Annotated in this window: 25 protein-coding genes; 12 read left to right on the top strand and 13 right to left on the bottom strand. The window is 69.2% G+C overall.

Annotation, left to right across the window (positions count from 1 at the left end):
- Nucleotide 1 precedes the first annotated feature (1 nt).
- A complete protein-coding gene (locus tag BUE42_RS01945) occupies nt 2-1,039 on the bottom strand; it encodes an SPFH domain-containing protein (protein ID WP_073462429.1) in 1,038 nt (345 codons plus the stop codon).
- 123 nt (nt 1,040-1,162) lie between these two features.
- Complete coding sequence (locus tag BUE42_RS01940; protein WP_159445355.1) at nt 1,163-2,017, bottom strand: EpsD family peptidyl-prolyl cis-trans isomerase; 855 nt, start codon at nt 2,015-2,017, stop codon at nt 1,163-1,165.
- Nucleotides 2,018-2,233: 216 nt separating this feature from the next.
- Here BUE42_RS01940 and BUE42_RS01935 point away from each other — a divergent pair, with 216 nt between their 5' ends.
- Nucleotides 2,234-3,469, top strand: coding sequence for an FAD-dependent monooxygenase (locus BUE42_RS01935; RefSeq protein ID WP_073462427.1), 1,236 nt, complete (start codon nt 2,234-2,236; stop codon nt 3,467-3,469).
- Between the two features lie 4 nt (nt 3,470-3,473).
- On the opposite strand, the gene BUE42_RS01930 is transcribed toward BUE42_RS01935, so the two are convergent.
- The 5 genes from BUE42_RS01930 to BUE42_RS01910 are packed head-to-tail and all read right to left on the bottom strand — an operon-like array spanning nt 3,474 to nt 7,912.
- Entirely contained in the window at nt 3,474-4,685 is a 1,212-nt protein-coding gene (locus tag BUE42_RS01930) for an ROK family transcriptional regulator (RefSeq protein ID WP_073462426.1), read from the bottom strand.
- Nucleotides 4,682-5,116, bottom strand: coding sequence for an RbsD/FucU family protein (locus tag BUE42_RS01925; RefSeq protein ID WP_073462425.1), 435 nt, complete (start codon nt 5,114-5,116; stop codon nt 4,682-4,684). Before BUE42_RS01925 ends, BUE42_RS01930 begins: the two co-directional genes overlap by 4 nt.
- A 17-nt stretch (nt 5,117-5,133) precedes the next feature.
- On the bottom strand, nt 5,134-5,901 hold the full coding sequence (locus BUE42_RS01920; RefSeq protein ID WP_235002057.1) for an ATP-binding cassette domain-containing protein: 768 nt from the start codon (nt 5,899-5,901) through the stop codon (nt 5,134-5,136).
- Between the two features lie 41 nt (nt 5,902-5,942).
- Nucleotides 5,943-6,896 (bottom strand): ABC transporter permease, encoded by a 954-nt coding sequence (locus tag BUE42_RS01915; protein ID WP_073462423.1) that lies wholly within the window; start codon nt 6,894-6,896, stop codon nt 5,943-5,945.
- Complete coding sequence (locus tag BUE42_RS01910; RefSeq protein ID WP_073462422.1) at nt 6,896-7,912, bottom strand: sugar ABC transporter substrate-binding protein; 1,017 nt, start codon at nt 7,910-7,912, stop codon at nt 6,896-6,898. The genes BUE42_RS01915 and BUE42_RS01910 overlap by 1 nt, the downstream gene beginning before the upstream one ends.
- Nucleotides 7,913-8,104: 192 nt before the next feature.
- On the opposite strand from BUE42_RS01910, the gene BUE42_RS01905 reads away from it, so the two are divergent.
- Nucleotides 8,105-9,031: a carbohydrate kinase family protein gene (locus tag BUE42_RS01905; protein WP_073462421.1), complete on the top strand. Its 927-nt coding sequence runs from the start codon at nt 8,105-8,107 to the stop codon at nt 9,029-9,031.
- Here the strand turns inward: BUE42_RS01905 and BUE42_RS01900 are convergent, their stop codons facing one another.
- On the bottom strand, nt 9,032-9,847 hold the full coding sequence (locus BUE42_RS01900; protein ID WP_073462420.1) for a carbon-nitrogen hydrolase family protein: 816 nt from the start codon (nt 9,845-9,847) through the stop codon (nt 9,032-9,034).
- 147 nt (nt 9,848-9,994) lie between these two features.
- Between BUE42_RS01900 and glnE the strand changes: the two genes are divergently transcribed.
- From glnE to BUE42_RS01885, 3 genes are read left to right on the top strand one after another with little or no spacing between them, the layout of a single operon-like run.
- Nucleotides 9,995-12,799, top strand: a complete 2,805-nt coding sequence (gene glnE, locus BUE42_RS01895; protein WP_073462419.1) for a bifunctional [glutamate--ammonia ligase]-adenylyl-L-tyrosine phosphorylase/[glutamate--ammonia-ligase] adenylyltransferase — start codon at nt 9,995-9,997, stop codon at nt 12,797-12,799.
- A gap of 20 nt (nt 12,800-12,819) precedes the next feature.
- On the top strand, nt 12,820-13,398 hold the full coding sequence (rrtA, locus tag BUE42_RS01890; protein ID WP_073462418.1) for a rhombosortase: 579 nt from the start codon (nt 12,820-12,822) through the stop codon (nt 13,396-13,398).
- Nucleotides 13,391-14,290, top strand: coding sequence for a DMT family transporter (locus BUE42_RS01885; protein ID WP_073462417.1), 900 nt, complete (start codon nt 13,391-13,393; stop codon nt 14,288-14,290). Before rrtA ends, BUE42_RS01885 begins: the two co-directional genes overlap by 8 nt.
- A gap of 9 nt (nt 14,291-14,299) precedes the next feature.
- Here the strand turns inward: BUE42_RS01885 and BUE42_RS01880 are convergent, their stop codons facing one another.
- From BUE42_RS01880 to BUE42_RS01870, 3 genes are all read right to left on the bottom strand, one after another.
- Nucleotides 14,300-14,788: an adenylyltransferase/cytidyltransferase family protein gene (locus BUE42_RS01880; RefSeq protein ID WP_073462416.1), complete on the bottom strand. Its 489-nt coding sequence runs from the start codon at nt 14,786-14,788 to the stop codon at nt 14,300-14,302.
- Entirely contained in the window at nt 14,788-15,660 is an 873-nt protein-coding gene (locus tag BUE42_RS01875) for a ferritin family protein (RefSeq protein WP_073462415.1), read from the bottom strand. Before BUE42_RS01875 ends, BUE42_RS01880 begins: the two co-directional genes overlap by 1 nt.
- An 82-nt stretch (nt 15,661-15,742) precedes the next feature.
- Entirely contained in the window at nt 15,743-16,669 is a 927-nt protein-coding gene (locus BUE42_RS01870) for a MerR family transcriptional regulator (RefSeq protein WP_073462414.1), read from the bottom strand.
- 128 nt (nt 16,670-16,797) lie between these two features.
- Between BUE42_RS01870 and BUE42_RS01865 the strand changes: the two genes are divergently transcribed.
- From BUE42_RS01865 to BUE42_RS01850, 4 genes are all read left to right on the top strand, one after another.
- A complete protein-coding gene (locus BUE42_RS01865) occupies nt 16,798-17,379 on the top strand; it encodes a glutathione peroxidase (RefSeq protein ID WP_073462413.1) in 582 nt (193 codons plus the stop codon).
- Nucleotides 17,380-17,702: 323 nt separating this feature from the next.
- Nucleotides 17,703-19,046, top strand: a complete 1,344-nt coding sequence (locus BUE42_RS01860) for an NAD(P)/FAD-dependent oxidoreductase (RefSeq protein WP_073462412.1) — start codon at nt 17,703-17,705, stop codon at nt 19,044-19,046.
- Nucleotides 19,043-19,843: a DUF1365 domain-containing protein gene (locus BUE42_RS01855; protein ID WP_073462748.1), complete on the top strand. Its 801-nt coding sequence runs from the start codon at nt 19,043-19,045 to the stop codon at nt 19,841-19,843. Before BUE42_RS01860 ends, BUE42_RS01855 begins: the two co-directional genes overlap by 4 nt.
- A 36-nt stretch (nt 19,844-19,879) precedes the next feature.
- Nucleotides 19,880-21,103 carry an SAM-dependent methyltransferase gene (locus BUE42_RS01850; protein ID WP_073462411.1) on the top strand — a complete coding sequence of 408 codons (1,224 nt, stop codon included), beginning with the start codon at nt 19,880-19,882 and terminating at the stop codon, nt 21,101-21,103.
- A gap of 6 nt (nt 21,104-21,109) precedes the next feature.
- Here BUE42_RS01850 and corA read toward each other — a convergent pair whose 3' ends face one another.
- Nucleotides 21,110-22,069, bottom strand: a complete 960-nt coding sequence (gene corA / locus BUE42_RS01845; RefSeq protein ID WP_073462410.1) for a magnesium/cobalt transporter CorA — start codon at nt 22,067-22,069, stop codon at nt 21,110-21,112.
- A 280-nt stretch (nt 22,070-22,349) separates the two neighbouring features.
- Here corA and hpf point away from each other — a divergent pair, with 280 nt between their 5' ends.
- The 3 genes from hpf (at nt 22,350) to hprK (ending at nt 24,462) form a co-directional block, all read left to right on the top strand.
- A complete protein-coding gene (gene hpf / locus BUE42_RS01840; protein WP_047501829.1) occupies nt 22,350-22,688 on the top strand; it encodes a ribosome hibernation-promoting factor, HPF/YfiA family in 339 nt (112 codons plus the stop codon).
- A 315-nt stretch (nt 22,689-23,003) separates the two neighbouring features.
- Nucleotides 23,004-23,474, top strand: a complete 471-nt coding sequence (locus BUE42_RS01835) for a PTS sugar transporter subunit IIA (protein ID WP_047501831.1) — start codon at nt 23,004-23,006, stop codon at nt 23,472-23,474.
- Between the two features lie 31 nt (nt 23,475-23,505).
- Entirely contained in the window at nt 23,506-24,462 is a 957-nt protein-coding gene (hprK, locus tag BUE42_RS01830; protein WP_073462409.1) for an HPr(Ser) kinase/phosphatase, read from the top strand.
- A gap of 85 nt (nt 24,463-24,547) precedes the next feature.
- Here hprK and BUE42_RS01825 read toward each other — a convergent pair.
- The coding region (locus tag BUE42_RS01825; RefSeq protein WP_143171257.1) for an IS30 family transposase at nt 24,548-24,832 on the bottom strand (285 nt) is incomplete at its 5' end.

Below are 24,832 nucleotides of genomic sequence, written 5' to 3'. Positions count from 1 at the left end.
TCTAGACCAGCTTCTTCAGCAGCTCGGCCTTCTTGGCGTCGAACTCGTCCTGCGTCAGGATGCCCTTGGCCTTCAGATCGCCGAGCTTCTCGAGCGTGGCCATCACCTCGTCGGGGCGGATCGCCGCCGCGGCGGCTGCCGCGGCCGGCGCCGCCGGCGGCTGCTGCAGGCCCTGGCCCAGCTGCTGCGCCAGCACCTGGCCGAGCGCAACGCCCGCACCCAGGCCCATCGCGTCGCCGGCGATGCCGCCACCACCACCGCTGCCTTCGGCGAACTTCGGCAGCGCCTGCGCCGTCTGGTACTGCATGAACTTGCCCATGTCGTTGCCGACCATGCCCATGCCGATCTTCTGGTCGAGGATCTTCTGCAGCTCCTCGGGCAGCGAGATGTTCTGCAGCGTCACGCTCTCGAGCAGCAGGCCGAGCTTGTTGAACGCCGGCTGCGTCGCCTCCTGCAGCGCCTTCGCGAACTCGACCTGGTTGGCCGCGAGGTCAAGGAAGGCGATGCCGCTGGACGCGACTGCGTCGGAGATGTGCTGCAGCATCAGCGCGCGCAACTGGCCGTCGAGTTCGGCGGTGGTGTAGCTGGCGCGCGTGCCCGAGACCTCGGTGTGGAACAGCTTCGGGTCGGCGATGCGGTAGCTGTAGTTGCCGAAGCCGCGCAGGCGCACCGCGCCGAAGTCCTTGTCGCGGATCGTCACCGGCTGGGTCGTGCCCCAGCGCTGGTCGATCTGCTGGCGGGTGCTGAAGAAGTAGACGTCGCTCTTGAACGGGCTCTGGAACAGCTTGTCCCAGTTCTTCAAGTAAGTGAGCACCGGCAGCGTCTGCGTCGTCAGCTTGTAGGTGCCGGGGCCGAACACGTCGGCGACCTTGCCCTCGTTGACGAACACCGCCATCTGCGATTCGCGCACGGTCAGCGAGCCGCCGTACTGGATCTCGTTGTCGGCCATCGGGTAGCGCCAGGCCAGCACGCCGTCGCCGGACTCGGTCCACTCGAGGATGTCGATGAACTGTTTCTTGATGAAATCCATCAGGCCCATGGCGTGAAGCTCCTGGAAGACGACCGGCTCCGGGATCGGAGTGCGGCGAATAATACGCCGCGGCATCGGCCCCTCGTCTCCCCCTTTTTGGTGAACCGCGTGGCGCGGCCCCCGGTGGATCGGCTAGCGCAGCAGCGGCGCGGACGCCGCGGCGCTCCACTGCATCGAGCGGCCGATGTACTCGACCTTGGCCTGCTGCTGCAAGGCCGCGAGCCCGCGCTCGACCGCCTTGCGGCGCCGCTCGCCGCGGATCAGCGCCGCGATCTGCTTGACGGCCGCCGAGCGCGACACCGCGGCCGGCTGCGTCTGCAGCACCGTCAGCACGCGCACGCCGCCGTCCTGCGGCAGCACCAGCGACTGGCCGACGCGCAGCGGCACCAGGCCGTCGAGCAGCGCCTGCGGCGTCTCTTCGGGCTGCAGCGCGAACTGGCGCGCATTCAGCGGCACGCCTTCGACGCGCAGCGCCTCCATCGTCTTGTCGGGCGTGGTCGCGGCCTGCAGCCGGGCCTTCAGCGCATCGATGCGCGCGGCCGGCAGCGGCAGCACCGCCTCCTGCAGCCACATCAGCCGGCGCTGCGCGAACCACGCGGGATGGGCTTCGTAGAACTGGTCGATCTCGTCGCTGGATGGCTCGACCGCAGTGCCGGCGAGGCGCTCTCCATAGACGCGGGCCAGCACCTCGCGCTGCGCGGCCTCGATCATCTGCACGGTGCGCGGGTCGCGGTCCAGGCCGGCCTTGCGCGCCGCCTGCGCCGCGAGCGATTCCTGCACCAGCCCGGCCACCGCCTGGCGGCCCGCGGCCTGCGACTGCGCGTCGCTGTCGCCGATCGCGCCACGCGGCAGCACCAGTTCGAGCTGGTGCTCGCTGACCGGCTCGCCGTTGATCTTGAAGGCGGCCTGTTCGGTGGAGGCGCCGGCCTGCGGGCTGCAGGCACCGAGCATCGCGCCTGCGGCAACGATGGCAGAGGTCAGGAGCAACAGGCGCGCGGGAACTGCGAAGGCGGGCATTGGTGGGGTACGGCGAAGGGACATCAACCGGCACCGTACCCCCTCGGGGCCCCGGCTGACATGCCCTGAGTCGGGGGTAGGACAGTGGCGAGCCGGCGATCGGTGCGAAATGTCACGCCAAGCTCTCTGAAAGGGGTCGGGCGCGGCAGCGCGACAATGCCGTTTTTTCGCCACACGAGGTGCCCGATGAACGCTCCCCGCCCCACCTCATCCGCCTCCGGCAAGCCGTTGACGCTGGCCGTGGTCGGCGCCGGGCCGGTCGGGCTGGCGCTGGCGCTGCTGGCCGCGCAGTCGCTGCCGCAGGCCCAGGTCAGCGTGTTCGATGCCCGCCCGCTCGACAAGGACGTGTCCGCCGACCCGCGCACGCTGGCGCTGTCGCTCGGCAGCGTGCAGTTGCTGCAGCGGCTCGACGCCTGGCAGGCCGAGGCGGCGCAACCGATCGTCGAGGTGCATGTCTCGCAGCAGCCGCCGTCGCTCGGTGCGGCGCTGGCCGCGTGGATCGGCGAGCCGACGGTGCGCATCAGTGCGCTCGAAGAGGCGGTGCCGATGCTGGGTGCGGTGCTGAGCTACGGCGGCATCGTCGCGCCGCTGCAGCGGGCCTGGATGGCGGCCTGCGAGCGCGAGCCGCAGCGCTTGCTGAGCCGCTTCGGGCAGCCGGTGCAGGGGCTGAAGCCGTTGGACGATGGCGTCGAGATCGATGCCGGCATCGCCGAGCGCTTCGACCTCGCGGTGGTGGCCGAGGGCGGCGTGTTCAGCCAGTTGCCGCGCGAGCGCCTGGGCCGCCTGCGCGAGCCGCTGCACCACGACTACCACCAGACCGCGTGGGTCGGCACCGTGACGCTCGCGAACGCGCGGCCGGGTGTCGCCTACGAGCGCTTCACGCGCCACGGGCCGGCGGCGCTGCTGCCGCTGAAGAACGGGCAGGCCTCGCTGGTGTGGTGCGTGCCGGGGAACGACGACCCGGTCGAGCCGCTGACCGATGCGCAGCGGCTTGCGGTGCTGAACACGATGTTCGATGCCGAGGTCGGCGCGATCACCGCGCTGTCGCCGCTGAAGCGCTTCGCGCTCGGGCTGAGCGCTGAGCGCACGCTGACCGACGGGCGCACGGTGCGCATCGGCAACGCGGCGCAGACGCTGCACCCGGTGGCGGGGCAGGGGTTGAACCTGGGGCTGCGCGATGCGTTCGAGCTGGTGCAGGCCTTGTCGCGCAACCGGGATGTGGCGCAGGTGCTGCGGCGGCTGGAGTGGCAGCGCGGGCCGGACCGCTGGGCGATGATCGCCGCCACCGATTTCCTCGCGCGCAGCTTCACGTGGAAGCTGCCGGGGGCGGGGGCGGCACGGGGGCTGGGGATGGCGGCGCTGCAGGCGTTGAAGCCGGTGAAGTCGGCACTGGCGCGGCAGATGATGTTCGGCTCGCGCTGAGCGATCAGGGCTCCAGCTTCAGGAACAGATCCCGGTCCGGCGCGAAGTTCGCATACAGCGGCAACAGCGCCCCGCCCATCGCCCGCGCATCCGAACCGATCGTGCCCGGCAGCACCTCCGGCCGCGCGACGCCTTCCCAGCTGTAGCCGTCCAGCGCCACTGTCAGCTCGCGCAGCAACGCGGCCAGCAGCCCGCGGCCGAACGAGCCGTCGATGATCACGCCTTCCAGGTCGAGCAGGCAGGCCGCCGTGTGCACCGCCAGCGCGATGCCGGGGCAGGCGTCGCGCAGCCAGGCCTCGGTGATCGGCAGCCAGGGCTCGCTCAGCGCCCGCTCGTCGAGCCAGGCCTGTTCGGCCAGCCCGGCCTCGCGCCAGCGCGCCTCCAGGTCGAACAGCGAGGCCAGGCTCAGCAGCTGCCGCGGCAGTCCGCTGCCGTCGTTCGCGCCCAGCGCGAGTGAACCGACGGCGCCGGCGTTGCCGCTGACGCCGCCGCGCAGGTGGCTGTCCAGCACCAGCCCGCCGCCGATGAAGGTGTCGACGAAGATGTAGAGATAGCTGCGCATGCTGCGTCCGCGGCCCGCCACCAGCTCGGCCACGCAGGCCGCCGCCGTGTCCTTCACGAACACCACCGGCAACTCGGTGAGCGCGGCCACGCGGGCGCGGATGTCGATCAGCGCCCAGGCCCGCGCCGCCTCGGCCGACACCCCGAGCAGCGACTCCCAGCCACCGAGTGACAGCGGCGCTGCGACGCCCACGCCGTGCAGCACGCGCGCCCGCTCGGGGCCGAGCCGCCCGCGCAACTCGGCGAGCCCGTCGGCGATCTCGTCGAACAAGCTGCGCGGATCGGGGAAGGCATAGGCCCGCACCAGCCGCTCGCGCACCTGGCCGGTGAAGTCGACCAGCAGCATGTCCATGCCGCGCCGGCCGATCTTGATGCCGATCGAGAACGCGCCGTCGGGGTTCAGCGCCATCGGCACCGACGGCTGGCCGACCTTGCCGCGCACCGGCGCCTGCTTGACGACCAGCCCGTCGCCCTCGAGCCGGCCGATGATCAACTGCACCGTCTGCGGCGTCAGGTGCGTCAGGCGCGCGATCTCAGCCTTGGGCAGCGCGCCGTGCAGCCGGATCGCCTGCAGCACCACGCGCTCGTTGAACTGGCGCATGCCCACGTGGTTGGAGCCGCGCGGCCGCAGCCGGCTCGCCTGGAGTTCGGTCATGGCCGAAGGGCGTCGGCGATGACGCCCTTCTTGAAGAGGATGTTGGCGAACGGTTGCATCTCGCCAGTCTGCACGATCGCGTACGCGCCGCGCACGCGATCGTAGAACGCGAAGCGCTCGACGGCCTCGCACTGCGCGCCCAGCGGGTCGAGGATCTCGCGCTGCAGCGCCGAGCGGTAGCCCTCGGCCGTGCCGCTCACCTGCATGTAGGCGACCGGCCGCGGCACGGCTTCGTCGAGCGGGAACACCGACAGCACCGCCGCGCAGGCCCGCGCCATGCCGATGCCGGGCAGGCGCAGCACCGGCTGGCCGCCGGCCAGCGATTCGGCGGTGAAGTTGGCATCGGCCAGCACCACCTCGTCGCCATGGCCCATCTCGCACAGCAGCTTCAGCAGCGCCGGGGTCAGCACGGGATCGATGTTCTTCAGCATGGTGTCTCGGTACGGGTTCAGGCCAGGCAGTCGGCCGGCAGTTCGTCGACCCGCTTCGCACCGGTCATCACCGCCACCGTGTCGCTCATGCTGATCTTCTTCGGATTGACGACCGCGGCGCGCTTGCCGAGCCGCGCGATGTGGATGCGGTCGGCGATCTCGAACACATGCGGCATGTTGTGGCTGATCAGGATCACCGGCAGGCCCTTGTCGCGCACGCGGCGGATCAGCTCGAGCACCATGTTGCCTTCCTTGACGCCGAGCGCCGCGGTTGGCTCGTCCATGATGACCACGTGCCGCGCGAACGCCGCCGCGCGGCCCACCGCGACGCACTGGCGCTGCCCGCCCGACAGCGTCTCGACCGCCTGCGTCATCGAGCGGATGCCGACCTTCAGCTCGTTCATCCGCGTGACGCTTTCTTCCAGCATCTTCTTCTTGTCGAGCATGCGCAGCACGTTGCCGAGGAAGCCCGGGCGGCGCAGCTCGCGGCCGAGGAACAGGTTCTCGGCGATGCTCATCGCCGGTGCCACCGCGAGGTCCTGGTAGACGGTCTCGATGCCGGCACGGCGCGCGTCGATCGGGCTCTTGAAGTGGATGGTCCTGCCGTCGAGCTTGATCTCGCCCTCGTCGGGAATCGTCGCCCCCGACAAGGCCTTGATCAGCGAGGACTTGCCGGCGCCGTTGTCGCCGATCACCGCGAGGATCTCGCCGGCGCGCAGCTCGAAATCGGCGCCGTCGAGCGCGACGACCTGGCCGTAGCGTTTCACCAGGCCGCGGGCCTCCATCACGAGGGGCGCTGGTGCGTTCGTTGTCGTATCGGCAGCCATCAGCGCGCCCCCTTGCGAGAAAGTTGGTCGGTGGCCACCGCCAGGATCACCAGCACGCCGGTCACCAGCACCTGGTAGATCGACGACACGCCCATCAGCGTCAGCCCGTTGCGGAACACGCCGACGATCAGCGCGCCGACCAGCGAGCCGAGGATCACGCCGCGCCCGCCGAACAGGCTGGTGCCGCCCAGTACCACCGCGGTGATCGCGTCCAGGTTCTCGGTCTGCCCGGCGTTCGGGTCGCCGACCCCGGTGCGCGCCACCGACAGCAGCGACGCGATGCCGTAGAACACGCCGGCCAGCACGTACACCGACAGCAGCACGCGCTGCGTCGGGATGCCGGTCAGCCGGGTCGCCTCGGGGCTGTTGCCCACTGCATAGACGTGGCGGCCGGAGGCCGTCTCGCGCAGCGCGAACCAGGCCAGGCCGTACAGCGCGAGCATCAGCACCACGCCGTACGCGACGTTGGTGGTGCCGCCGAGCGCGAAGGTGTTGCCCAGCGCCGTCATCGCGTCGGGCACGTCGGTCACCGTCTGCGAGTTCGAGTACAGCTGCGTGATCGCGAACGCGATGTTCAGCGTGCCCAGCGTGACGATGAACGGCGGCAGCTTGATGCGCGTCACGAGCAGCCCGTTGACCAGCCCGAACAGCGTCGTGACGCCGATGCCGCACAGCACGGCCAGCAGCGGCGGCACGCCGAGTTCGGTGGCGAACTTCGTCATCACGATGCCGCCCAATGCCATCACCATGCCGCAGGACAGGTCGATGCCGGCGGTCAGGATGATCAGCGTCTGGCCGATCGCGATCACCCCCACCACCATCACCTGCTGCAGCACCAGCGACAGGTTGCCGCCGGTCAGGAAGCGCTCGTTCTGCGTCGCGAAGAAACCGCAGGCGAGCAGCAGCGCGATGAAGGGGCCGAGCGTCGCGAGCGGGGGCAAGCGCCCCTTCATTACTTCTTGCCCCAGCAGAGGTCGGTGCCGGTCTTCACGTCCTTGCTGTCGACGCCGGCCACCGGCTTGGCGGCGATCAGCGTGACGCCGGTGTCGGTGTAGCCGCTCGGCTTCTTGCCGGTCTTCGCATACGCGATGCCGGCCTCGACGCCCATCGCCGCCATCTTCAACGGGTACTGCTGCGAGGTCGCCGCGATGACGCCGGCGCCGACGTCCTTGATGCCCTGGCAGCCGCCGTCGACCGAGACGATCGTGACGCCCTTTTCCTTGCCGGCCGACTTCAGCGCCTTGTACGCACCGGCGGCGGCCGGCTCGTTGATCGTGTAGACCAGCGTCACCTCGGGGCTCTTCTGCAGGCAGTTCTCCATCGCGGTCTGGGCCTTGGCCTGGTCGCCGAAGCTGTCGGCCATGCAGACCACCTCGGCGGCCTTGCCGAGTTCGTTGCTCTTCGCATCGGGCGCAGCCAGCCCGAAGCCCTTCAGGAAGCCGTTGTGGCGCTGCGCGCCGACCGGGTGGCCGGGGAACAGGTCGAGCGTGACGATCTTCACCGGCTTGCCCGCCATCGCCACCTTCGCGTACTGGCCGATCAGCACGCCGGCCTGGTAGTTGTCGGTCGCGAACAGTGCGTCGGTGCCGTCGGTCGGGTCGGTCGGGCTGTCGAGCGCGATCACCAGCACGCCCTTGTCGCGCGCCTTCTTGATGGCCGGCACGATCGCCTTCGAGTCGCTCGGCGTGATCAGGATGGTCTTGGCGCCGGCGGCGATCATGTTCTCCATCGCGGTCACCTGGCCGGCGTTGTCGCCATCGGCCTTGCCGGCACCGGTCAGCAGCTTCGCGCCCTTGGACTTGGCGGCCTCGTTCGCGCCTTCCTTCATCTTCACGAAGAAGGGATTGGTCTCGGTCTTGGTGATCAGGCCGATGATCGGCTGGTCGGCGGCCTGCGCCGCGGTGCCGGCCACCAGCAGGGCAGCAGCGGCGGTGATCGACGAGAGGGTCAACTGGGTCTTCAAGCGCATGTCTTGTCTCCGGTGTTGTGGGTGAGGCGGCTATCGCGTATCGGGAACGCGCCGCAAAGTATGGGCAGCGCCGTTTAATAAATCAAGTTGATTGATTAATGGAAAACCCTGTAGCCTCCGCGACCCGCCGGCGGGCAAGCTGGCGGCCCGTTTGCAGTCCTTTCTCGCTGACTTTTCCCTCTGGAGCGATCGATGTTCGTGGTGTGCGGTGAAGCCTTGATGGATGTGTTCTCGACCGGCAGCACGCCGACCGGCGTCAGCATGGATGCGCGCATCGGCGGCTCGCCGTTCAACGTCGCGGTCGGACTGGCGCGGCTCGACCAGCCGGTGGCGTTCTTCGGCGGGGTGTCGAGCGGCTTCCTCGGCGAGCGGCTGGTGGCGTCGATGCAGGCGGAGCGCGTCGACACGCGGGCGCTGCACGTCAGCAGCGCGCCGACGACGCTGGGCCTGGTCGGGCTCGATGCGGCCGGTGTGCCGTCGTATGCGTTCTACGGGCACGGCGCAGCCGACCGCGAGGTGCCGCTGGAGGCGCTGCAGCGCGTGCCGGGCGACGCGACCGTGATCCATGTCGGCTCGTTCAACACCGTCGTCGAGCCGGTGGCCGGCACGCTGCGCGCGCTGGTCGAGCGCGAACACGGGCGCTGCCTGATCTCATACGACCCGAACATCCGCCTGAATGTCGAGCCCGATGTCGCGCGCTGGCGCGAACAGCTGCAGTGGATGCTGCCGCGCACGCACCTGCTGAAGGTGAGCGACGAGGACCTGGCGCTGCTGTACCCCGGCGTCGCGCACGAGGCATTGGCGCGCGAGTGGCTGGCGGCCGGTGTCACGCTGGTGGTGGTGACGCGCGGGGCGAAGGGCGCGATCGGCTGGACGGCATCGGCGCAGGCCGAGGCGCAGCCGGTGGTGGTGACGGTGATCGACACGGTGGGCGCAGGCGACACCTTCCAGGCGGCGCTGCTGACCTGGCTGGCCGAGCGCGATGCGCTGGCGGGGAAGGCGATCGCTGCACTGCGCAGCGATCAACTGGCCGATGCGCTGAACTTCGCGGCGCGGGCTGCGGCCATCACCTGCTCGCGGCGTGGCGCGGACCTGCCGCGTCGCAGCGAACTGGCCTGATCAGGCCGCGATCCACCTCGGCTGCCGGTGTGTCAGCGCCGGCAACTGCATCCTGACCTGCGCGATGCGCGCCGGATCGAGCGTCGCCACCACGACGCCTTCGCCCTCCTCGCGCATCGCGAGCACCTCGCCCCACGGGTCGACGATCAGGCTGTGCCCGAAGGTGCGCCGCCCGTTCTCGTGCAGCCCGCCCTGCGCCGGCGCGATCACGTAGCACTGGTTCTCGACCGCGCGCGCCCGCAGCAGCAGCTCCCAGTGCGCATGCCCGGTGGTGTGCGTGAACGCGGCCGGCACCGCCAGCAGGTCGCAGGGCGGCGACATCATCGCGCGGTACAGCTCCGGAAACCGCAGGTCGTAGCAGATGCTCAAACCCACGCGCAGCCCCTCGGCCTCGAAGGTCACCGGCTCGCTGCCGGCCTGCAGCACGCGGCCTTCGTCGAAGTTCTCGCGGCCGTTGTCGTAGCGGAACAGGTGCATCTTGTCGTAGCGCGCCGCCAGCGTGCCGTCGGGCGCGAACACGCAGCTCGCGTTGAGCGCGCGATCGGGGCTGCCGGTGCGCAGCGGCAAGGTGCCGCCGATGATCCACAGCCCGTGGCTGCGCGCCGCCTCGGACAACATCGCCTGGATCGGCCCGTCGCCCGGCACCTCGGCCACCGCCAGCTTGTCGCGGTCGCTGAGCCCCATCAGGCAGAAATACTCCGGCAGCCCGACCAGCTTCGCACCGGCGTCGGCGGCCTGCGCGATCAGCCGGCGGGCGTGGTCCAGGTTCTCGTCGACGCGGGGCGTCGAGACCGTTTGAAGCGCGGCGATCAGCATCGGGATTTCCCTGCAGAGTGTGGCCTTCCTCACACGGTGGCGGCCGGAGCGCCCGAGCTTACGTCGGACTCCGGGCCTTCGCCCGTCACAGGAATTGCGGCTGGGGCAGAATCCGACCGCCTTCCTCGACACGGGCAGCAACGTCTCATGGCTCTCGAGTCTTCCACCCTCGGCGCGCCGGCCTCCGACGCCACGGCCGCGCCAACGATGCCCGGCCCGGCTCTCGCCGAGCACAGCCGCTTCGTGCAGCGGATTCGCCGCCGCTTTGGCGCCGAGCTGTCGCTGCTGGCCCCGGGCCTGCCGACCCGCGAACCGATCGAGGCGCTGATCGACGCGCTGCTCGCCACCGACCGCACGCTGCCGAGCGCGTTGCGCGTGGCCCGCCACCTGGTGCTCGAACGCCTGGCCGTGCTCGACGTGGAGCAGGGCGCGGCGATGGAAGACATCACCCGCTCGATGACCGAGCTGGCCGAAACCACGCTCGACCGCGCGATCGCGCAGGCGCAGCGCGAGCTCGACCAGCGCTACGGCGCGCCGCTGAATGCCGACGGCCAGCGCATCGACTTCTGGGTCGTCGGCATGGGCAAGCTCGGTGCGCGCGAGCTGAACGTCTCGTCCGACATCGACCTGGTCTACGTCTACGAGGAAGACGGCGAGACCACCGGCCCGCAGCAGGTCACCGCGCACGAATACTTCTCGCAGCTCGCACGCAGCCTCTACGCGCTGATCGGCGACACCACCGACGACGGCTTCGTGTTTCGCGTCGACCTCGCGCTGCGGCCGAACGGCAACTCCGGCCCGCCGGTCGTCAGCCTCGCGATGCTGGAGGAGTACTTCCTCGTGCAGGGCCGCGAGTGGGAGCGCTTCGCCTGGCTGAAGAGCCGCGTCGTCGCGCCGCGCGAGAGCGTGCGCAACGGCCGCGCGCTCGCGCTGCGCTCCACCGTGACGAGCTTCGTCTACCGGCGCTACCTCGACTACGGCGTGTTCGAAGGGCTGCGCCAGCTGCACCGCAAGGTGCGCGACGAGGCGCAGCGCCGCGCCGCCGGCCGGCCCGAACGCGCGAACGACGTGAAGCTGTCGCGCGGCGGCATCCGCGAGATCGAGTTCATCGTGCAGCTGCTGCTGGTGGTGCGCGGCGGGCAGTTCCCCGAGATCCGCACCCGCTCCACCTTGAAGGCGCTGAGCAAGCTGACCGCCGGCGGGCTGATGAAGCCGGCCAGCGCCGAGCGGCTGGCCGAGGCCTACACCTTCCTGCGCCGCATCGAGCACCGCATCCAGTTCCTCGACGACCAGCAGACCCACCTGCTGCCGACCGCCGACGACGACCTCAACTGGATCGCACGCAGCATGGGCCTGCACTGCGGCAAGGTCTCGTGCGAGCTGCTCGAATTGCTGGGCGCGGCGCGCGAGATGGTGGCGCTCGAATTCGACGCACTGCTGCACGAAGGCCAGGCGCCCGCCGCCTGTCCGCCCGGCAAGAAGCCCGGCAGCTGCAAGACCTGCGGGCCGCCGCCGTCGCCGGTCGACAGCGAGGAGTTCATCGAGAAGCTGCCGCCCGAGATCGCGTCGCGCGTGCGCAGCTGGTGCGGCCAGCCGAAGATCCGCGCGCTGCGCGACGACAGCAAGGTGCGGCTGGCGCGGCTGATCACGCGCACCGTCGAGGCGGTCGGCGACCGGCGCTGCACGATGGATGCCGCCGCGCGCTTCGTCGACTGGGTCGAGCCGCTGCTGCGCCGCGAGAGCTACCTCGCGCTGCTGGTCGAGCGGCCCGAGGTGCACAACCGCCTGTTGCGCCTGCTCGGCCTCGCGCGCTGGCCGATGCGCTACCTGATGCAGCACCCCGGCGTGATCGACGAACTCGCCGACGAACGCCTGCTGCACAGCCGCTTCGACGCCGCCGAATTCATCGCCGACCTGGAAGCGCGCCACGAGGCCTGGGAGCGCTCCGGCCAGGCCGACGAAGAATCGCTGCTCGACACGCTGCGCCGCGCCCACCATGCCGAGGTGTTCCGCACGCTGGTGCGCGACGTCGAGGGCCACATCACGGTCGAGCAGGTGGCCGACGACCTGTCGGCGCTGGCCGATGCCACGCTGCAGTGCGCGCTGAACTGGGCCTGGGGCCACCTGAAGCTGCGCCACCGGCCGGCCCCGCGCTTCGCGGTGATCGCCTACGGCAAGCTCGGCGGCAAGGAGCTCGGCTACGGCAGCGACCTCGACGTCGTGTTCCTGTACGACGACGGCGACGAGGCCGACACCGACCGCGCCGCCGAGGTCTACGCCGCCTTCGTGCGCAAGTTGATCACCTGGCTCACGCTGCGCACCGCGGCCGGCGAGCTGTTCGACATCGACACCGCGCTGCGGCCGAACGGCAGCTCGGGGCTGCTCGTCACCTCGCTCGCCTCGTTCGAGAACTACCAGCGCGGGCGCGGCAGCAACACCGCGTGGACCTGGGAGCACCAGGCGGTGACGCGGGCACGCTTCTGCGCCGGCGACGCCGAGCTGGCGCCGCGCTTCGAGGCGGTGCGCCGCGCGGTGCTGTGCGCGCCGCGCGACCCGGCCGCGCTGCGCACCGAGGTGCAGGCGATGCGCGAGAAGGTGCGCAGCGCCCATCCGGTGCGCGGCGCGCTGTTCGACGTGAAGCACAGCGCCGGCGGCATGATGGATGCGGAGTTCGCGGTGCAGACGCTGGTGCTGGCCCATGGCGCGGACCATCCGGAGTTGCTCGACAACGTCGGCAACATCGCGCTGCTGCAACGCGCCGAGGGGTGCGGGCTGCTGCCGGCCGGCGTCGGCAGCGCGGCCGCCGATGCCTACCGCGAGCTGCGCCGCGCGCAGCACCGGGCGCGGCTCGACGAGCAGCCGACCCAGTTCGATCCGGCGCCGCTGGCCGCGTACCGCGATGCGGTGCTCGCGCTGTGGGCCGCCGTGTTTCCGGCGTCGGCCGGCGCTTGATCACCAACGCTCCCCGCGCATTGCGACAGCCCGGTCGGGCGTGGGCGCTGCTGTCGGCGTCGATCTTCCTCGCGACGCTCGCGGCGCAGGCGGTGCCGAAGGCGGTGCTCGACTGGCAGCCCGGGCTGGCAGCCACCGAGCCGTGGCGCTGGTGGACCGCGCTGTTCGTTCACTTCAGCCCGTTGCACCTGGGCGCCAACCTGCTGGGCCTGGTGCTCGTCGCGATGCTGGGCCTGTCGGCACGCGTGCCGTGGCCGGTGAGCGCGGCGTGGTTCGCGGCCTGGCCGCTGACGCATCTCGCGCTGCTGCTGCAGCCGGCGTTGCGCCACTACGGCGGGCTGTCGGGCGTGCTGCATGCGGCCGTGGCCATCGTCGCGGTGCACCTGCTGGCGCAACGCGCCGGGCGGTGGATCGGCGCCGCGGTGCTCGGGGGTCTCTGCATCAAGGTGGTCAGCGAGTCGCCGTGGCTCGGGCCGGTGCAGCACACGGCCGGCTGGGATATCGGCGTCGCACCGATCGCGCACGCCTGCGGACTGGTCGTCGGCATCGCCTGCGCGCTGGTCGCAGGTTTTCTCTCCAGAACAAGACCCGATGACTGAACGAAAGAGCGCGCTCGATTCGCTGGCCGTCACCTCGCTGATCGGCCTGTGCTTCCTGTGGGGCCTGAACCAGGTCGCCGCGAAGGCGGCGCTGCCCGAGGTGCCGCCGCTGCAGCAGGCGGCGCTGCGCTCGCTGGGCGGTGCGCTGCTGGTGTTCGTGTGGTCGCGCTGGCGCAGAATCCGGCTGTTCGAGCGCGACGGCACGCTGGGTGGCGGGCTGCTGGCCGGCGCGCTGTTCGCGGCCGAGTTCGTCTGCATCTTCCTCGGGCTGCAATTCACCAGCGCGTCGCGCATGGTGGTGTTCATCTACCTGTCGCCGTTCGTCGTCGCGCTCGGCATGCCGTTCATCGCGAAGTCGGAGCGGCTGTCGGGCGTGCAGGTGGGTGGGCTGGTCGCCGCGTTCGCCGGGGTCGCCTGGGCCTTCGCCGAGGGCTTTTCGCAGCCGGCCGTCGGCGCGCACCAGTGGATCGGCGATGCGCTCGGCGTGACGGCCGGCGTGCTGTGGGGCGCGACCACGCTGGCGATCCGCGGCACCCGGCTGTCGGGCGCGTCGGCCGAGAAGACGCTGCTGTACCAGCTCAGCGTGTCGGGTGTGCTGCTGGCGCTGGCGGCGCTCGCGAGCGGCCGGCCGCTGCCGCAGGCGCTGTCGCCGCTGGCCTGGAGTTCGCTCGCGTTCCAGGTGGTGGTGGTCACGTCGGCCAGCTACCTGATGTGGTTCTGGCTGGTGCGCCACTACCCGGCGACGCGGCTCGCGGCCTTCACGCTGCTGACGCCGGTGTTCGGGCTGCTGCTCGGGCTGTGGCTGCTCGGTGAGCCGATCACGGCGCGGCTGGTGGTGGCGCTGGTGGGTGTCGCGATCGGGATCGCTGTCGTGAACCGGACGTCGCGTTGATCCGGGACCTCAGGCCCTGATTCGCTTCACCAGCGCCGTCGTCGAATACCCGTCGACGAACGGAATCGCCAGCGCCTGCCCACCCCAGCTGCGCACGAGCCGCGTCTCGTCGAGCGTCTCCATGTCGTAGTCACCGCCCTTCACGTAGAGGTCGGCACGCACCTCGCCGAGCAGCGCGACCGGCGTCTTCTCGTCGAACAGCGTCACCAGGCTCACGCTCTCCAATGCGGCCAGCACGCAGGCGCGGTCGGTCTCGGCATTCAGCGGCCGGTCGGGCCCCTTGCCGAGCAGGCGCGCCGACGTGTCGCTGTTCAGCCCGATCACCAGGCTGCCGCCCAGCTCACGCGCCTTCGCGAGGTAGCTGACGTGGCCGCGGTGCAGGATGTCGAACACGCCGTTCGTGAAGACCAGCGGGCGCGGCAGAGCGGAGAGCCGCGCGGGCAACTGCTCGCGCGGGCAGAGCTTGTCGAGGAAGGACGCCACCCGGACGCCGTGCATCAGGCCGGTTGCGCGCCCGGGGTGGCACCCTTGGCCGCGGTCGCGATCGCCGCCGCCATTTCCTTGCGGAAGCGGTTCAGCTCCTGCACGCTCGCGAAGCTGCGTTCCATCAGCAGGCTCATGTTGTGCAGGATGCGCTCGACGACCTTGTTCTCCCAGACCGCGTCGAACTGGATCTGGCGGTCCAGCCACTGCTCCAGCCACTCGGGGTTGGGCAGGCGGCTCTGGATGGTGTCGCGCGGGAACAGCTTGACGTTCACATGCAGGTTGGTCGGGTGCAGCGCCTGCGCGGTGCGGCGGGCGCTGGCCATCAGCACGCCGACCTTCGCGAAGGCCGCGCGCGCCTCGTCGCCGAACTTCTGCATCGCGCGCTTCATGTAGCGCAGGTAGGCGCCGCCGTGGCGGGCCTCGTCGCGCGCGAGCGTCTCGTAGATGGCCTTGATCACCGGCTCGCTGTGCCATTCGGCAGCGCGGCGGTACCAGTGGTTCAGGCGGATCTCGCCGCAGAAGTGCAGCATCAGCGTCTCGAGCGCCGGGGCCGGGTCGAACTCGAAGCGCACCGCATGCAGTTCCTCTTCGCTCGGCACCAGGTCGGGCCGGAAGCGGCGCAGGTACTCCATCAGCACCAGCGAGTGCTTCTGCTCTTCGAAGAACCACACGCTCATGAAGGCCGAGAAATCGCTGTCATCGCGGTTGTCCCGCAAGAACATCTCGGTGGCCGGCAGCGCCGCCCACTCGGTGATCGCATTCATCTTGATGGTCTGGGCTTGCTCTTCGGTGAGCCGGCTGCCATCGAACTCATCCCAGGGGATGTCGGTGTCCATGTTCCATCGGACAGCCTCGAGTTGCTTGAACAGTTCGGGGTAAAGCATAGATAGGGCCTGTGGAAGTCCGGCGGCATTTTAGACGGCGCATCGTGACAGCCCGTCACACAAGAGTAGCGAAGAAGGTTATCTACCGTTCCCGCCAGCGTGTCAGCGCGCCCTGCAGGTCGCCGAGCGCGGCCAGCGCGGTGATGCCGGCCGGCGTGCGGCGGTGCAACACCGGGGCGGCGCCGCCCACCCACACCTCGACCGGCGGCGGCAGCTTGGCGCGCAGCTCGACCAGGCTGTCGGTGACCTGCTGCGGGTTGGTGGCGCCGCTGAAGGCCAGCACGACAATGTCGGCCTCGAAGGCCTGGGCCGCCAGCACGGTGTCCCACAGCGGCGTCTGCAGTCCGAGCGAGGTGCAGCGCGCGCCGGCCATGCCCAGCAGCACCTCGGCCAGCAGCAGGCCCAGCCCGTGCGGCTCACCAGGGAAGGTGGTCAGCAGCACGTTCGGCCGCGTGTCGGCCGGCGGCTGCGGCAGCAGGTACAGCGCCTGGCGCATCACGCCGTGCAGCACCTCCGAGCAGGCGTGTTCCTCGAAGATTTCCAGCTGCCCGCGCATCCAGGCGTCGCCGACCAGCGTATTGAGGGGGACCACCACTTCCACGACGAAGCGGCTCAGGCCCAGGCTCAACTGGGCCTGCGTCAGCAGGCGTCGCAATGCCACCAGATCATGGGCACGAACGAGTTCGAGGTACTGGTTCAACGCCGGCGCGACCGGCTCGAGCGGAGCGGCCGCGGTGGCGGTGCCGCGCACCGGCTCGGGGCTGCTCTCGCTGAGCCGGCGCAGCTCGTCGATCGGCATGCCGACGACCCGGCCGGGCCGGTGCCCGCCGTCCATCAGCCGGCGCACGATGCGCAGCTTCTCGACTTGGTCGAGCGGATACGAGCGCTCGCCCTGCGCATCGCGCTGCGGCAGCGGGAATCCGTAGCGGCGCTCCCAGACCCGCAAGGTGTCCTTGCTGAGCCCGGTGTCGCGCTCGACGGCGGCAATGGACAGGGTAGGGGCTTTCATCGTGGCACGCTCGGGTCGACAAACTTGCCAAGCGAACCAATATTGTCCAGGACAAAACTGGACAATGTCGGCAAAATTGAGCAGTTCGTTGGCATCGACACCCATCCTGACCTGGACAAACCGACCGCATGAAACACTTTCGACCCCTCCTCGCGCTGGCCTCGGCCCTGCTCGCAGGCGCCTTGCTGGCCCCCGCCACGGCATCGGCCGCGCCGTCGTGCCCGGCCCTGTTGAACCGCCAAGCGCTGCGCCTGCAGGACGAGAAGCCGCAGAACCTGTGCCAGTACGCCGGCCAGGTCGTGGTGATCGTCAACACCGCGAGCTTCTGCGGCTTCACGCCCCAGTACAAGGGCCTGGAAGCGCTGTACCAGCGCTACCGCGACCGGGGCCTGGTCGTCCTCGGGTTCCCGTCCAATGATTTCGGCGCGCAGGAGCCGGGCTCAAGCAAGGACATTGCGGATTTTTGCGAGAACACCTTCGGCGTGAAGTTCCCGATGTTCACGAAGACCCGCGTGACCGAGTCTGCCGGCGCCCAGGTCGATCCGCTGTACGTGGAACTGCGCAGGCGCACCGGCGCCGCGCCGAAGTGGAATTTCCACAAGTACGTGGTCTCGCGCGACGGCAACGCGGTGCTGAGCTTCGCGAGCACGGTCGAGCCGGACGACGCGGCCTTCGTGCGCGAGATCGAACGCCAGCTGGCGGCGAAGTGATGCGACCGGACCGGCGCCTCGATGTCACCGCGGTCGGCCACGCCCGGTGGCGGGTCACACGGAGACATGTTTTTTTTCGGAAGACGACGGAACTCGACTGGACACTGGGCGTCTCACCCCACCTGAGACGTGCCGGGGCGCTTGCCGGTGGCACGTGTTTGGATCCTGTTCTTGCGTTGCACAGCCGGCCTGCCCAGCAGGCTGAAATCCCGGGGCGGTTCTCCTCCTCCCTCCTCCCTCCCTCCTTCGCCGCGGGGCGCTGTGCAGCGGTTTTTATTCCCGGCCCGGGCCTCTGTGCCCCGGCCGACCGGGCCTGAGCTGCGATGCGTCGCGTTGCCGTCGTCGGCTCCGGCATCGCCGGCCTGTCGGTCGCGTGGCGGCTGGCCGATGAAGCCCAGGTCACGCTGTTCGAAGCCGGGCCATATTTCGGCGGCCACACGCACACCGTCGATCTGACATTGCCGGCCCGCGATGGCACCGGCGACGTCACGCACGGCGTCGACACCGGCTTCCTCGTCTTCAACGAACGCACCTACCCGCGGCTGATCGCGCTGTTCGCCGAGCTGGGCATCGCGACGACCGCGACCGAGATGTCGTTCTCGGTGCAGGCGCGCGCGACCGGCCTCGAATGGAGCGGCAGCGACCTGAACAGCGTGTTCGCGCAGCGCCGCAACCTGCTGCGCCCACGCTTCCTCGGCATGCTGGCCGAGGTGCTGCGCTTCAACCGCGTCGCGACCCGCATCGCCGAGCGCGGGGATGACGACAACGATGACGACAACGACGACGCGCAGATGCAGCAGTCGATCGGCGATTTCCTCGATGCGCAGCGCTTTTCGCCGCTGTTCCGCGACGGCTACTTCCTGCCGATGATCGGCAGCATCTGGTCGTGCCCGACCGAGCAGATGCTGCGCTTTCCGGTCGCGACGATGATCCGCTTCTGCCACAACCACGGACTGCTGCAGGTCGCAAACCGGCCGCGCTGGTTCACGGTGGTCGGCGGGGCGCGCCGCTATGTCGAGAAGATGCTGCCGCGCATCGCCGACGCGCGGCTGAACACGCCGGTGCGCAGCGTGCGGCGCCTGCCACCCGGCCAGGGCAGCGCCGGCGTGATGGTGCGCACCGACACCGGCAGCGAGCGCTTTGACGAACTGGTGCTCGCCTGCCACAGCGATCAGTCGCTCGCGCTGCTCGACGACGCGACGCCGGCCGAGCGCACGTTGCTCGGCGTGATCCGCTACCACCGCAACCGCGCGGTGCTGCACACCGACACGCGGCAGCTCCCGCAGCAGCGCCGCGCCTGGGCGGCCTGGAACTACGAGCGTGCGGCCGAACTGCCGCGCGAGCAGGCCGCCGTCTGCCTGCACTACCTGATCGACCGGCTGCAGCCGCTGCCGTTCCGCGAGCCGGTGATCGTCTCGCTGAACCCGGTGCGCGAGATCGCGGCCGACCGCGTGCACGGCGAGTTCGACTATGCGCATCCGGTGTTCGACGCGGCGGCCATCGCGGCGCAGCAAGGCCTGCCGGCGCTGCAAGGCCAGGCCCACACCTGGTTCTGCGGCGCATGGACGCGCTACGGATTTCATGAAGACGGACTGATGTCGGGCCTCGCCGTCGTCGACGGCCTGCGCGAACGGTGGGCCGCCGCGGAGCAGGGAGCCGCCGCGTGAGGCCCGGCGCGCAGGCGCTGATCGGCCGGGGCCAGGTGCGGCACGCGCGCCTGCGACCGGCCATCAACCGCTTCGCCTACCCCACTTACTTTCTGCTGCTGCCGCTGCGCAGCCTGCGCGCGCAGCCCTCCCCGGCGCTGCACCGCAACCGCTTCGGGCTCGTCAGCTTCAGCGACCGCGACCATGGCGACGGCCGCGACGACTGCCTGGCCTGGCTCGATGAGCTGTTGTTCACCGAGGGACTGCTCCACGAGACGCGCGGCGAGGTCTGGCTGCACTGCCTGCCGCGGGTGCTCGGCCACAGCTTCAAGCCGGTCAGCTTCTGGTACTGCCACCGGGCCGATGGCGGGCTCGGCGCGATCGTCGTCGAGGTCAACAACACCTTCGGCGAGCGGCATTGCTACCTGCTGCACGGCACGACGCTGGCCTGGGGCCGCGAGCTGACGGCCGACAAGGTCTTCCATGTCTCGCCGTTCTGCGAGCCGCGCGGCCGCTACCGTTTTCGCTTCATGCTGAGTGGCGTGCATCCACCGGCCGCGGATGCGCGTATGGACTCTCCCATGAGAACCATCGCCCGCATCGACCACGACGACAGCGAAGGCCCGCTGATCCGCACCAGCGTCTCGGGCACGCTCGCGCCGCTGTCGGCCCGCAGCGCCCGCGCCGCTTTCTTCGGCATGCCGCTGATGACGCTGGCCGTCGTCGCGCGCATCCACTGGCAGGCGCTGAAGCTGTTCTGCAAGCGCGTGCCCTTCGTGCGCAAGCCGGCGCCGCCGACGCAGTTCCTCACCCGCTGATCTCCCGCTCACCGACGCCTGATCGGGCGCCCCACCATGTCGTATCGATCCTCCACCAGCTTCGCGCCCCGGACCCTGCCCGACAGCGTGCCGATGGCGGCCCGCCCGGTGCTGCGCCTGCTCGAACGCCTGCGCCACGGCACGCTCGACATCCAGCTGCCGAGCGGCGAGCAGCTGCACTTCGGCAGCGGCGGCGAGCTTCGCGCAGCACTGCGGCTGCGCAACTGGAATGGCGCCACCGCGGCGCTGAAGTCCGGCGACATCGGCTTCGCCGAGACCTTCATCGCCGGCGACTGGAGCACGCCCGACCTGGCGGCGCTGCTGAAACTCTTCATCGCGAACCGCGACGAGATGGAGGCGCTGGTCTACGGCCGCTGGTGGGGCGCGCTGCTGCACCGGATGCGCCATCTGTTCAACCGCAACTCGCGGCGCGGCAGCAAGAAGAACATCCATGCGCACTACGACCTCGGCAACGCGTTCTACCGCCTGTGGCTGGACCCGACGATGAACTATTCCAGCGCGTGGTTCGACGGCGACCGCACGCAGGACATGCCGACGGCGCAAGCGGCCAAGATGCGGCGTGCGCTCGGCGAGTGCGGCGTGCGGCCGGGCGATCGCGTGCTCGAGGTGGGTTGCGGCTGGGGCGCACTGGCCGAATGCGCGGCAAGCGAGTTCGACGCGCAGGTGACCGGCGTGACGCTGTCGACCGAGCAGCTCGAGTGGGGGCAGCGTCGGCTGGCGGAGGCCGGCCTGCCGGGCGAACTGCGCTATCAGGACTACCGCGACATCGACGACGGGCCGTTCGATGCCGTCGTGTCGATCGAGATGTTCGAGGCGGTCGGCCACGATTACTGGCCCGGCTTCTTCGCGATGCTGCGACGCCAGCTGAAGCCGGGCGGACGGGCCTGCGTCCAGAGCATCACGATCCGCGACGACCTGTTCGAGCGCTATGTCCGCTCGACCGATTTCATCCAGCAGTACATCTTCCCCGGCGGCCTGCTGCCGAGCCCGCAGGCCTTTCGCGCCGCGGCGGCGCGCGCGGGTTTGCTAGTGGTCAACGAGCTGTCGTTCGGCGGGGACTATGCCGAAACGCTGCGCCGCTGGCGCGAGCGTTTCCTCGCTGAAGATGCAGGCGTGCGCCGCCTGGGCTTCGACACCCGCTTCATGCGCACCTGGGAGTTCTACCTCGCGTATTGCGAGGCCGCCTTCGAGACCGGCAACACCGGCGTGATGCAGTTCACCCTCGAGCGCGCGCCCTGAGAAGAATCAGAGCCAGCCCTTGCGGCGGAAGTACCAGAACGGGGCGATCACGCTGAGCGCCATCAACACCAGCGCGTACGGGTAGCCGAGCGACCAGTCCAGCTCGGGCATCGCCTTGAAGTTCATCCCGTAGATGCTCGCGATCAGCGTCGGCGGCAGCAGCGCGACGCTCGCCACCGAGAACAGCTTGATGATCTTGTTCTGGTTGATGTTGATGAAGCCGACCGTCGCGTCCATCAGGAAGTTGATCTTGTCGAACAGGAACGCGGTGTGGCTGTCCAGCGAATCGATGTCGCGCAGGATCTGGCGCGATTCCTCGAACTGCTCGGCGTTCAGCATGCGGCTGCGCATCATGAAGCTCACCGCGCGCCGGGTGTCCATCACGTTGCGTCGGATGCGGCCGTTCAAGTCTTCCTCGCGCGCGATCGCGGCCAGCACCAGGGCGGCGTCGCTGTCGGTGATCTCTTTCTTCAGCACCCGCGCGCCGACCGCCTCGAGGCTGTCGTAGATGCCTTCGAGCGCGTCGGCGCTGTACTCGGCATCGGCGTCGTAGAGCTTCAGCAGCACGTCCTTCGCGTCTTCGATCAGCGCCGGGATGCGGCGCGCCCGCAGGCGCAGCAGCCGGAACACCGGCAGGTCTTCGCCGTGGATCGAGAACAGCACCTTGTTGTGCAGGATGAAGGCGACCCGCACGTTGCGCGGGGTTTCGTCGTCATCGATCAGGAAGTCAGAGCGGATGTGCAGCTCGCCGTTGTCTTCTTCATAGAAGCGGGCCGATTCCTCCAGGTCGTCGTCGACCACGTCCTCGGGGATGGTCACGCCGAAATGCTCGGCGATCCAGCTCTTTTCTTCGGGGGTCGGCGCCTCGAGGTCGACCCACACCGGCGTCACGTGGGCCAGGGTGTCAGCGCTCGCGATCTCTTCCTGAAACAGGCGGCCGTTGACCAGCGTGAACACATTCAGCATGCAAGGGCTCCGGCAGACGTTCAGGTCAACGCAGGATTATCACATCGCTGAAAACGTCGACCTTCTCACGCCTTCGGCGCGGCGTCCAGTGCGAGGGGCCGATACCGGTGTTTTGCGGGTGTCTTTTGCTTGTCACACCCCACGTCCGGGTGCACACTGTTTTCAACGACCTCCCGGTCCACCCCTTTCGAAGCATTTCCAAGCATCTCCACGCATCGCCTCCAGCCGTTCACGGCGACCCCCTCCCGCTTTCCCCCACACCCCTGCGAAAGGAGATCTCATGAATTTGACGATCAGCGGACACCACCTCGAGGTGACACCGGCCCTGCGTGAGTATGTGCTCACCAAGTTGGATCGGATCACGCGCCATTTTGACCAGGTGGTGGACATCAACGTGCTGCTATCCGTCGAGAAGCTCAAGGAGAAGGAACGCAGGCAAAAGGCTGAAGTCACGCTGCATGTCAAGGGAAAGGACATCTTCGTCGAGAACTGCCATGAAGATCTCTACGCGGCCATCGACCAGTTGATGGACAAGCTGGACCGGCAGGTTTGCCGCCACAAGGACAAGCTGCAGGACCACCACCACGTGGCTGCCAAGCGGATCGATGCGACCTTGTGAGTCCGCGACGCATCTGAACGACCGTGAAGCGGCCTGCGGGCCGCTTTTTCGTTCCGATGAAAGGGCCGTTCTTCGTGCCGCTTCCGGTTGGATTTCTGCAAGGTTTCGCCCGCACCTGGTGCGCTGCCCCCCCCCAAACTGGTCCCGCACGTTGCTGCAATGCAGCGTCGCGTGCAGAATTTGGCCTCTGGCGACGCAGTCCGGCTCCGTGCTGTCAACCCGGTTTCTATAATTTCCCGTTAAGACTGTCGCGGCATACCGCCGTGGCACATCGCCGAATGAATGCCTCCATCCGAGGCCAGAAGTGACCCGCCGATGAACCGACTCGCCGCCATTCTCCCCGTGACCAACGTCCTGATCGACGTGGAGGCCACCAGCAAGAAGCGTGCGTTCGAGCACGCGGGCCTGCTGTTCGAGAACCAGCACGCCATCGCGCGTGCCACCGTCACCGACAACCTGTTCGCCCGCGAACGCCTGGGTTCCACAGGGCTGGGCCACGGGGTCGCCATCCCGCACGGCCGCATCAAGGGCCTGAAGAATCCGCTGGCCGCCGTCGTGCGCGTGCAGCAGCCGATCCCGTTCGACGCCCCCGACGACGAACCGGTCAGCCTGCTGATCTTCCTGCTGGTGCCCGAAGCCGCGACGCAGCGCCATCTCGAGATCCTGTCCGAGATCGCCGAGATGCTCAGCGAGCGCGAGCTGCGCGAGCGCCTGAAGAGCGAGGCCCCGGCGGCGCGCGTCCATGAGCTGATCTCCAATTGGGAACCGCTGAAGTCGGTCGCATGACCCGGTCCACGGGGTTCGACAGGGCCTTCGCGTGAAACCGTCGGTCATCAGCGCCGAGGCGCTGTTCGAGGAACACCGTCCGGCGCTGCGCTGGGAATGGATCGCCGGGCACGCCCACCCGGAGCGCCGCTTCGACGAGGCGGCGGTGCGCAACGCGCAATCGGCCGCCGACCTGGTCGGCTACCTGAATTACATCCACCCGTACCGCGTGCAGATCGTCGGCCGCCGCGAGGTTGCCTACCTGCAGGATGCGTCGCCGGAAGACCAGGAGCGCCGCATCCAGCGCATCGTGACGCTGGAGCCGCCGGTGGTGATCGTTGCCGACAAGCAGATTCCGCCGAACCGGCTGGTCGCGCTGTGCGACCGGGCCGACATCCCGCTGTTCGTCACCGACGAATCGGCCGGCCACGTGATCGACGTGGTGCGAGGCTATTTGAGCCAGCTGTTTGCCGAGCGCACGACGCGTCACGGCGTGTTCATGGACATTCTCGGCGTCGGCGTGCTGCTGACCGGTGAGTCGGGCCTGGGCAAGAGCGAGCTGGGGCTGGAGTTGATCTCGCGCGGCCACGGGCTGGTGGCCGACGACGCGGTCGACCTGTTCCGCACCTCGCAGACGGCGCTCGAGGGGCGCTGCCCGGAGCTGCTGATGAACCTGCTGGAGGTGCGCGGCATCGGGCTGCTCGACATCAAGGCGATCTTCGGCGAGACCGCGGTGCGCCGGAAGATGCGGCTGAAGCTGATCGTGCACCTGGTGCGCAAGGAGACGCTGGACCGCGATTTCGAGCGCCTGCCCTACGAGCCGCTCAACGAGGACATCCTGAACGTGCCGGTGCGCAAGGTGGTGATCGCGGTGGATGCCGGGCGCAACCTGGCGGTGCTGGTGGAGGCGGCGGTGCGCAACACCATCTTGCAGTTGCGCGGCATCGATACGTATCGGGAGTTCATCGAGCGGCATCAGCGGGCGATGCAGAACCCAGGGATGGAGTGATGCCCTGCCCGGGCGGGGGGCCGGGATTTCGCCCCGGCGGGCGAGTCACTTTCATTTGCCTTGCCAAATGAAAGTAACGGCGGTTTCAAAGCCCAAGTGCAACAGTGGGTTGAATTGCGCGGCTGGCGTCGAAGGCTGACTCGAAGAAGACCTCGGAGGGAGTGCGCCAACCGAGGGATTTACGAGGTCGAGTGTTGAGGTCCCAAGCGGTGTGGTCGAGCTCTCGTTGAGAGAACACGCTCAGATCGGAGCCCTTGGGCAGGAACTCACGGATCAGCCCGTTGGTGTTCTCGTTGATGCCCCGCTGCCAGGGGCTGTGGGGATCGGCGAAGTAGATCTTCAGGCCCGTGCTCTCGGCCAGCTTCTTGTG

The organism is Rhizobacter sp. OV335 (assembly GCF_900142965.1).
GTDB lineage: Bacteria > Pseudomonadota > Gammaproteobacteria > Burkholderiales > Burkholderiaceae_C > Rhizobacter.
The sequence above is the reverse complement of the archived record's forward strand: the minus strand, read 5'-3'. Positions and strand labels throughout refer to the sequence as shown.

Excerpts from the sequence above, each read along its gene's own strand:
- BUE42_RS01945 (WP_073462429.1), bottom strand. The coding sequence starts at position 1,039 with ATGGGCCTGATGGATTTCATCAAGAAACAGTTCATCGACATCCTCGAG.
- BUE42_RS01935 (WP_073462427.1), top strand. The coding sequence starts at position 2,234 with ATGAACGCTCCCCGCCCCACCTCATCCGCCTCCGGCAAGCCGTTGACG.
- BUE42_RS01930 (WP_073462426.1), bottom strand. The coding sequence starts at position 4,685 with ATGACCGAACTCCAGGCGAGCCGGCTGCGGCCGCGCGGCTCCAACCAC.
- BUE42_RS01925 (WP_073462425.1), bottom strand. The coding sequence starts at position 5,116 with ATGCTGAAGAACATCGATCCCGTGCTGACCCCGGCGCTGCTGAAGCTG.
- BUE42_RS01920 (WP_235002057.1), bottom strand. The coding sequence starts at position 5,901 with ATGGAGGCCCGCGGCCTGGTGAAACGCTACGGCCAGGTCGTCGCGCTC.
- BUE42_RS01915 (WP_073462423.1), bottom strand. The coding sequence starts at position 6,896 with ATGAAGGGGCGCTTGCCCCCGCTCGCGACGCTCGGCCCCTTCATCGCG.
- BUE42_RS01910 (WP_073462422.1), bottom strand. The coding sequence starts at position 7,912 with ATGCGCTTGAAGACCCAGTTGACCCTCTCGTCGATCACCGCCGCTGCT.
- BUE42_RS01905 (WP_073462421.1), top strand. The coding sequence starts at position 8,105 with ATGTTCGTGGTGTGCGGTGAAGCCTTGATGGATGTGTTCTCGACCGGC.
- BUE42_RS01900 (WP_073462420.1), bottom strand. The coding sequence starts at position 9,847 with ATGCTGATCGCCGCGCTTCAAACGGTCTCGACGCCCCGCGTCGACGAG.
- glnE (WP_073462419.1), top strand. The coding sequence starts at position 9,995 with ATGGCTCTCGAGTCTTCCACCCTCGGCGCGCCGGCCTCCGACGCCACG.
- BUE42_RS01885 (WP_073462417.1), top strand. The coding sequence starts at position 13,391 with ATGACTGAACGAAAGAGCGCGCTCGATTCGCTGGCCGTCACCTCGCTG.
- BUE42_RS01880 (WP_073462416.1), bottom strand. The coding sequence starts at position 14,788 with ATGCACGGCGTCCGGGTGGCGTCCTTCCTCGACAAGCTCTGCCCGCGC.
- BUE42_RS01875 (WP_073462415.1), bottom strand. The coding sequence starts at position 15,660 with ATGCTTTACCCCGAACTGTTCAAGCAACTCGAGGCTGTCCGATGGAAC.
- BUE42_RS01870 (WP_073462414.1), bottom strand. The coding sequence starts at position 16,669 with ATGAAAGCCCCTACCCTGTCCATTGCCGCCGTCGAGCGCGACACCGGG.
- BUE42_RS01865 (WP_073462413.1), top strand. The coding sequence starts at position 16,798 with ATGAAACACTTTCGACCCCTCCTCGCGCTGGCCTCGGCCCTGCTCGCA.
- BUE42_RS01860 (WP_073462412.1), top strand. The coding sequence starts at position 17,703 with ATGCGTCGCGTTGCCGTCGTCGGCTCCGGCATCGCCGGCCTGTCGGTC.
- BUE42_RS01850 (WP_073462411.1), top strand. The coding sequence starts at position 19,880 with ATGTCGTATCGATCCTCCACCAGCTTCGCGCCCCGGACCCTGCCCGAC.
- corA (WP_073462410.1), bottom strand. The coding sequence starts at position 22,069 with ATGCTGAATGTGTTCACGCTGGTCAACGGCCGCCTGTTTCAGGAAGAG.
- hpf (WP_047501829.1), top strand. The coding sequence starts at position 22,350 with ATGAATTTGACGATCAGCGGACACCACCTCGAGGTGACACCGGCCCTG.
- BUE42_RS01835 (WP_047501831.1), top strand. The coding sequence starts at position 23,004 with ATGAACCGACTCGCCGCCATTCTCCCCGTGACCAACGTCCTGATCGAC.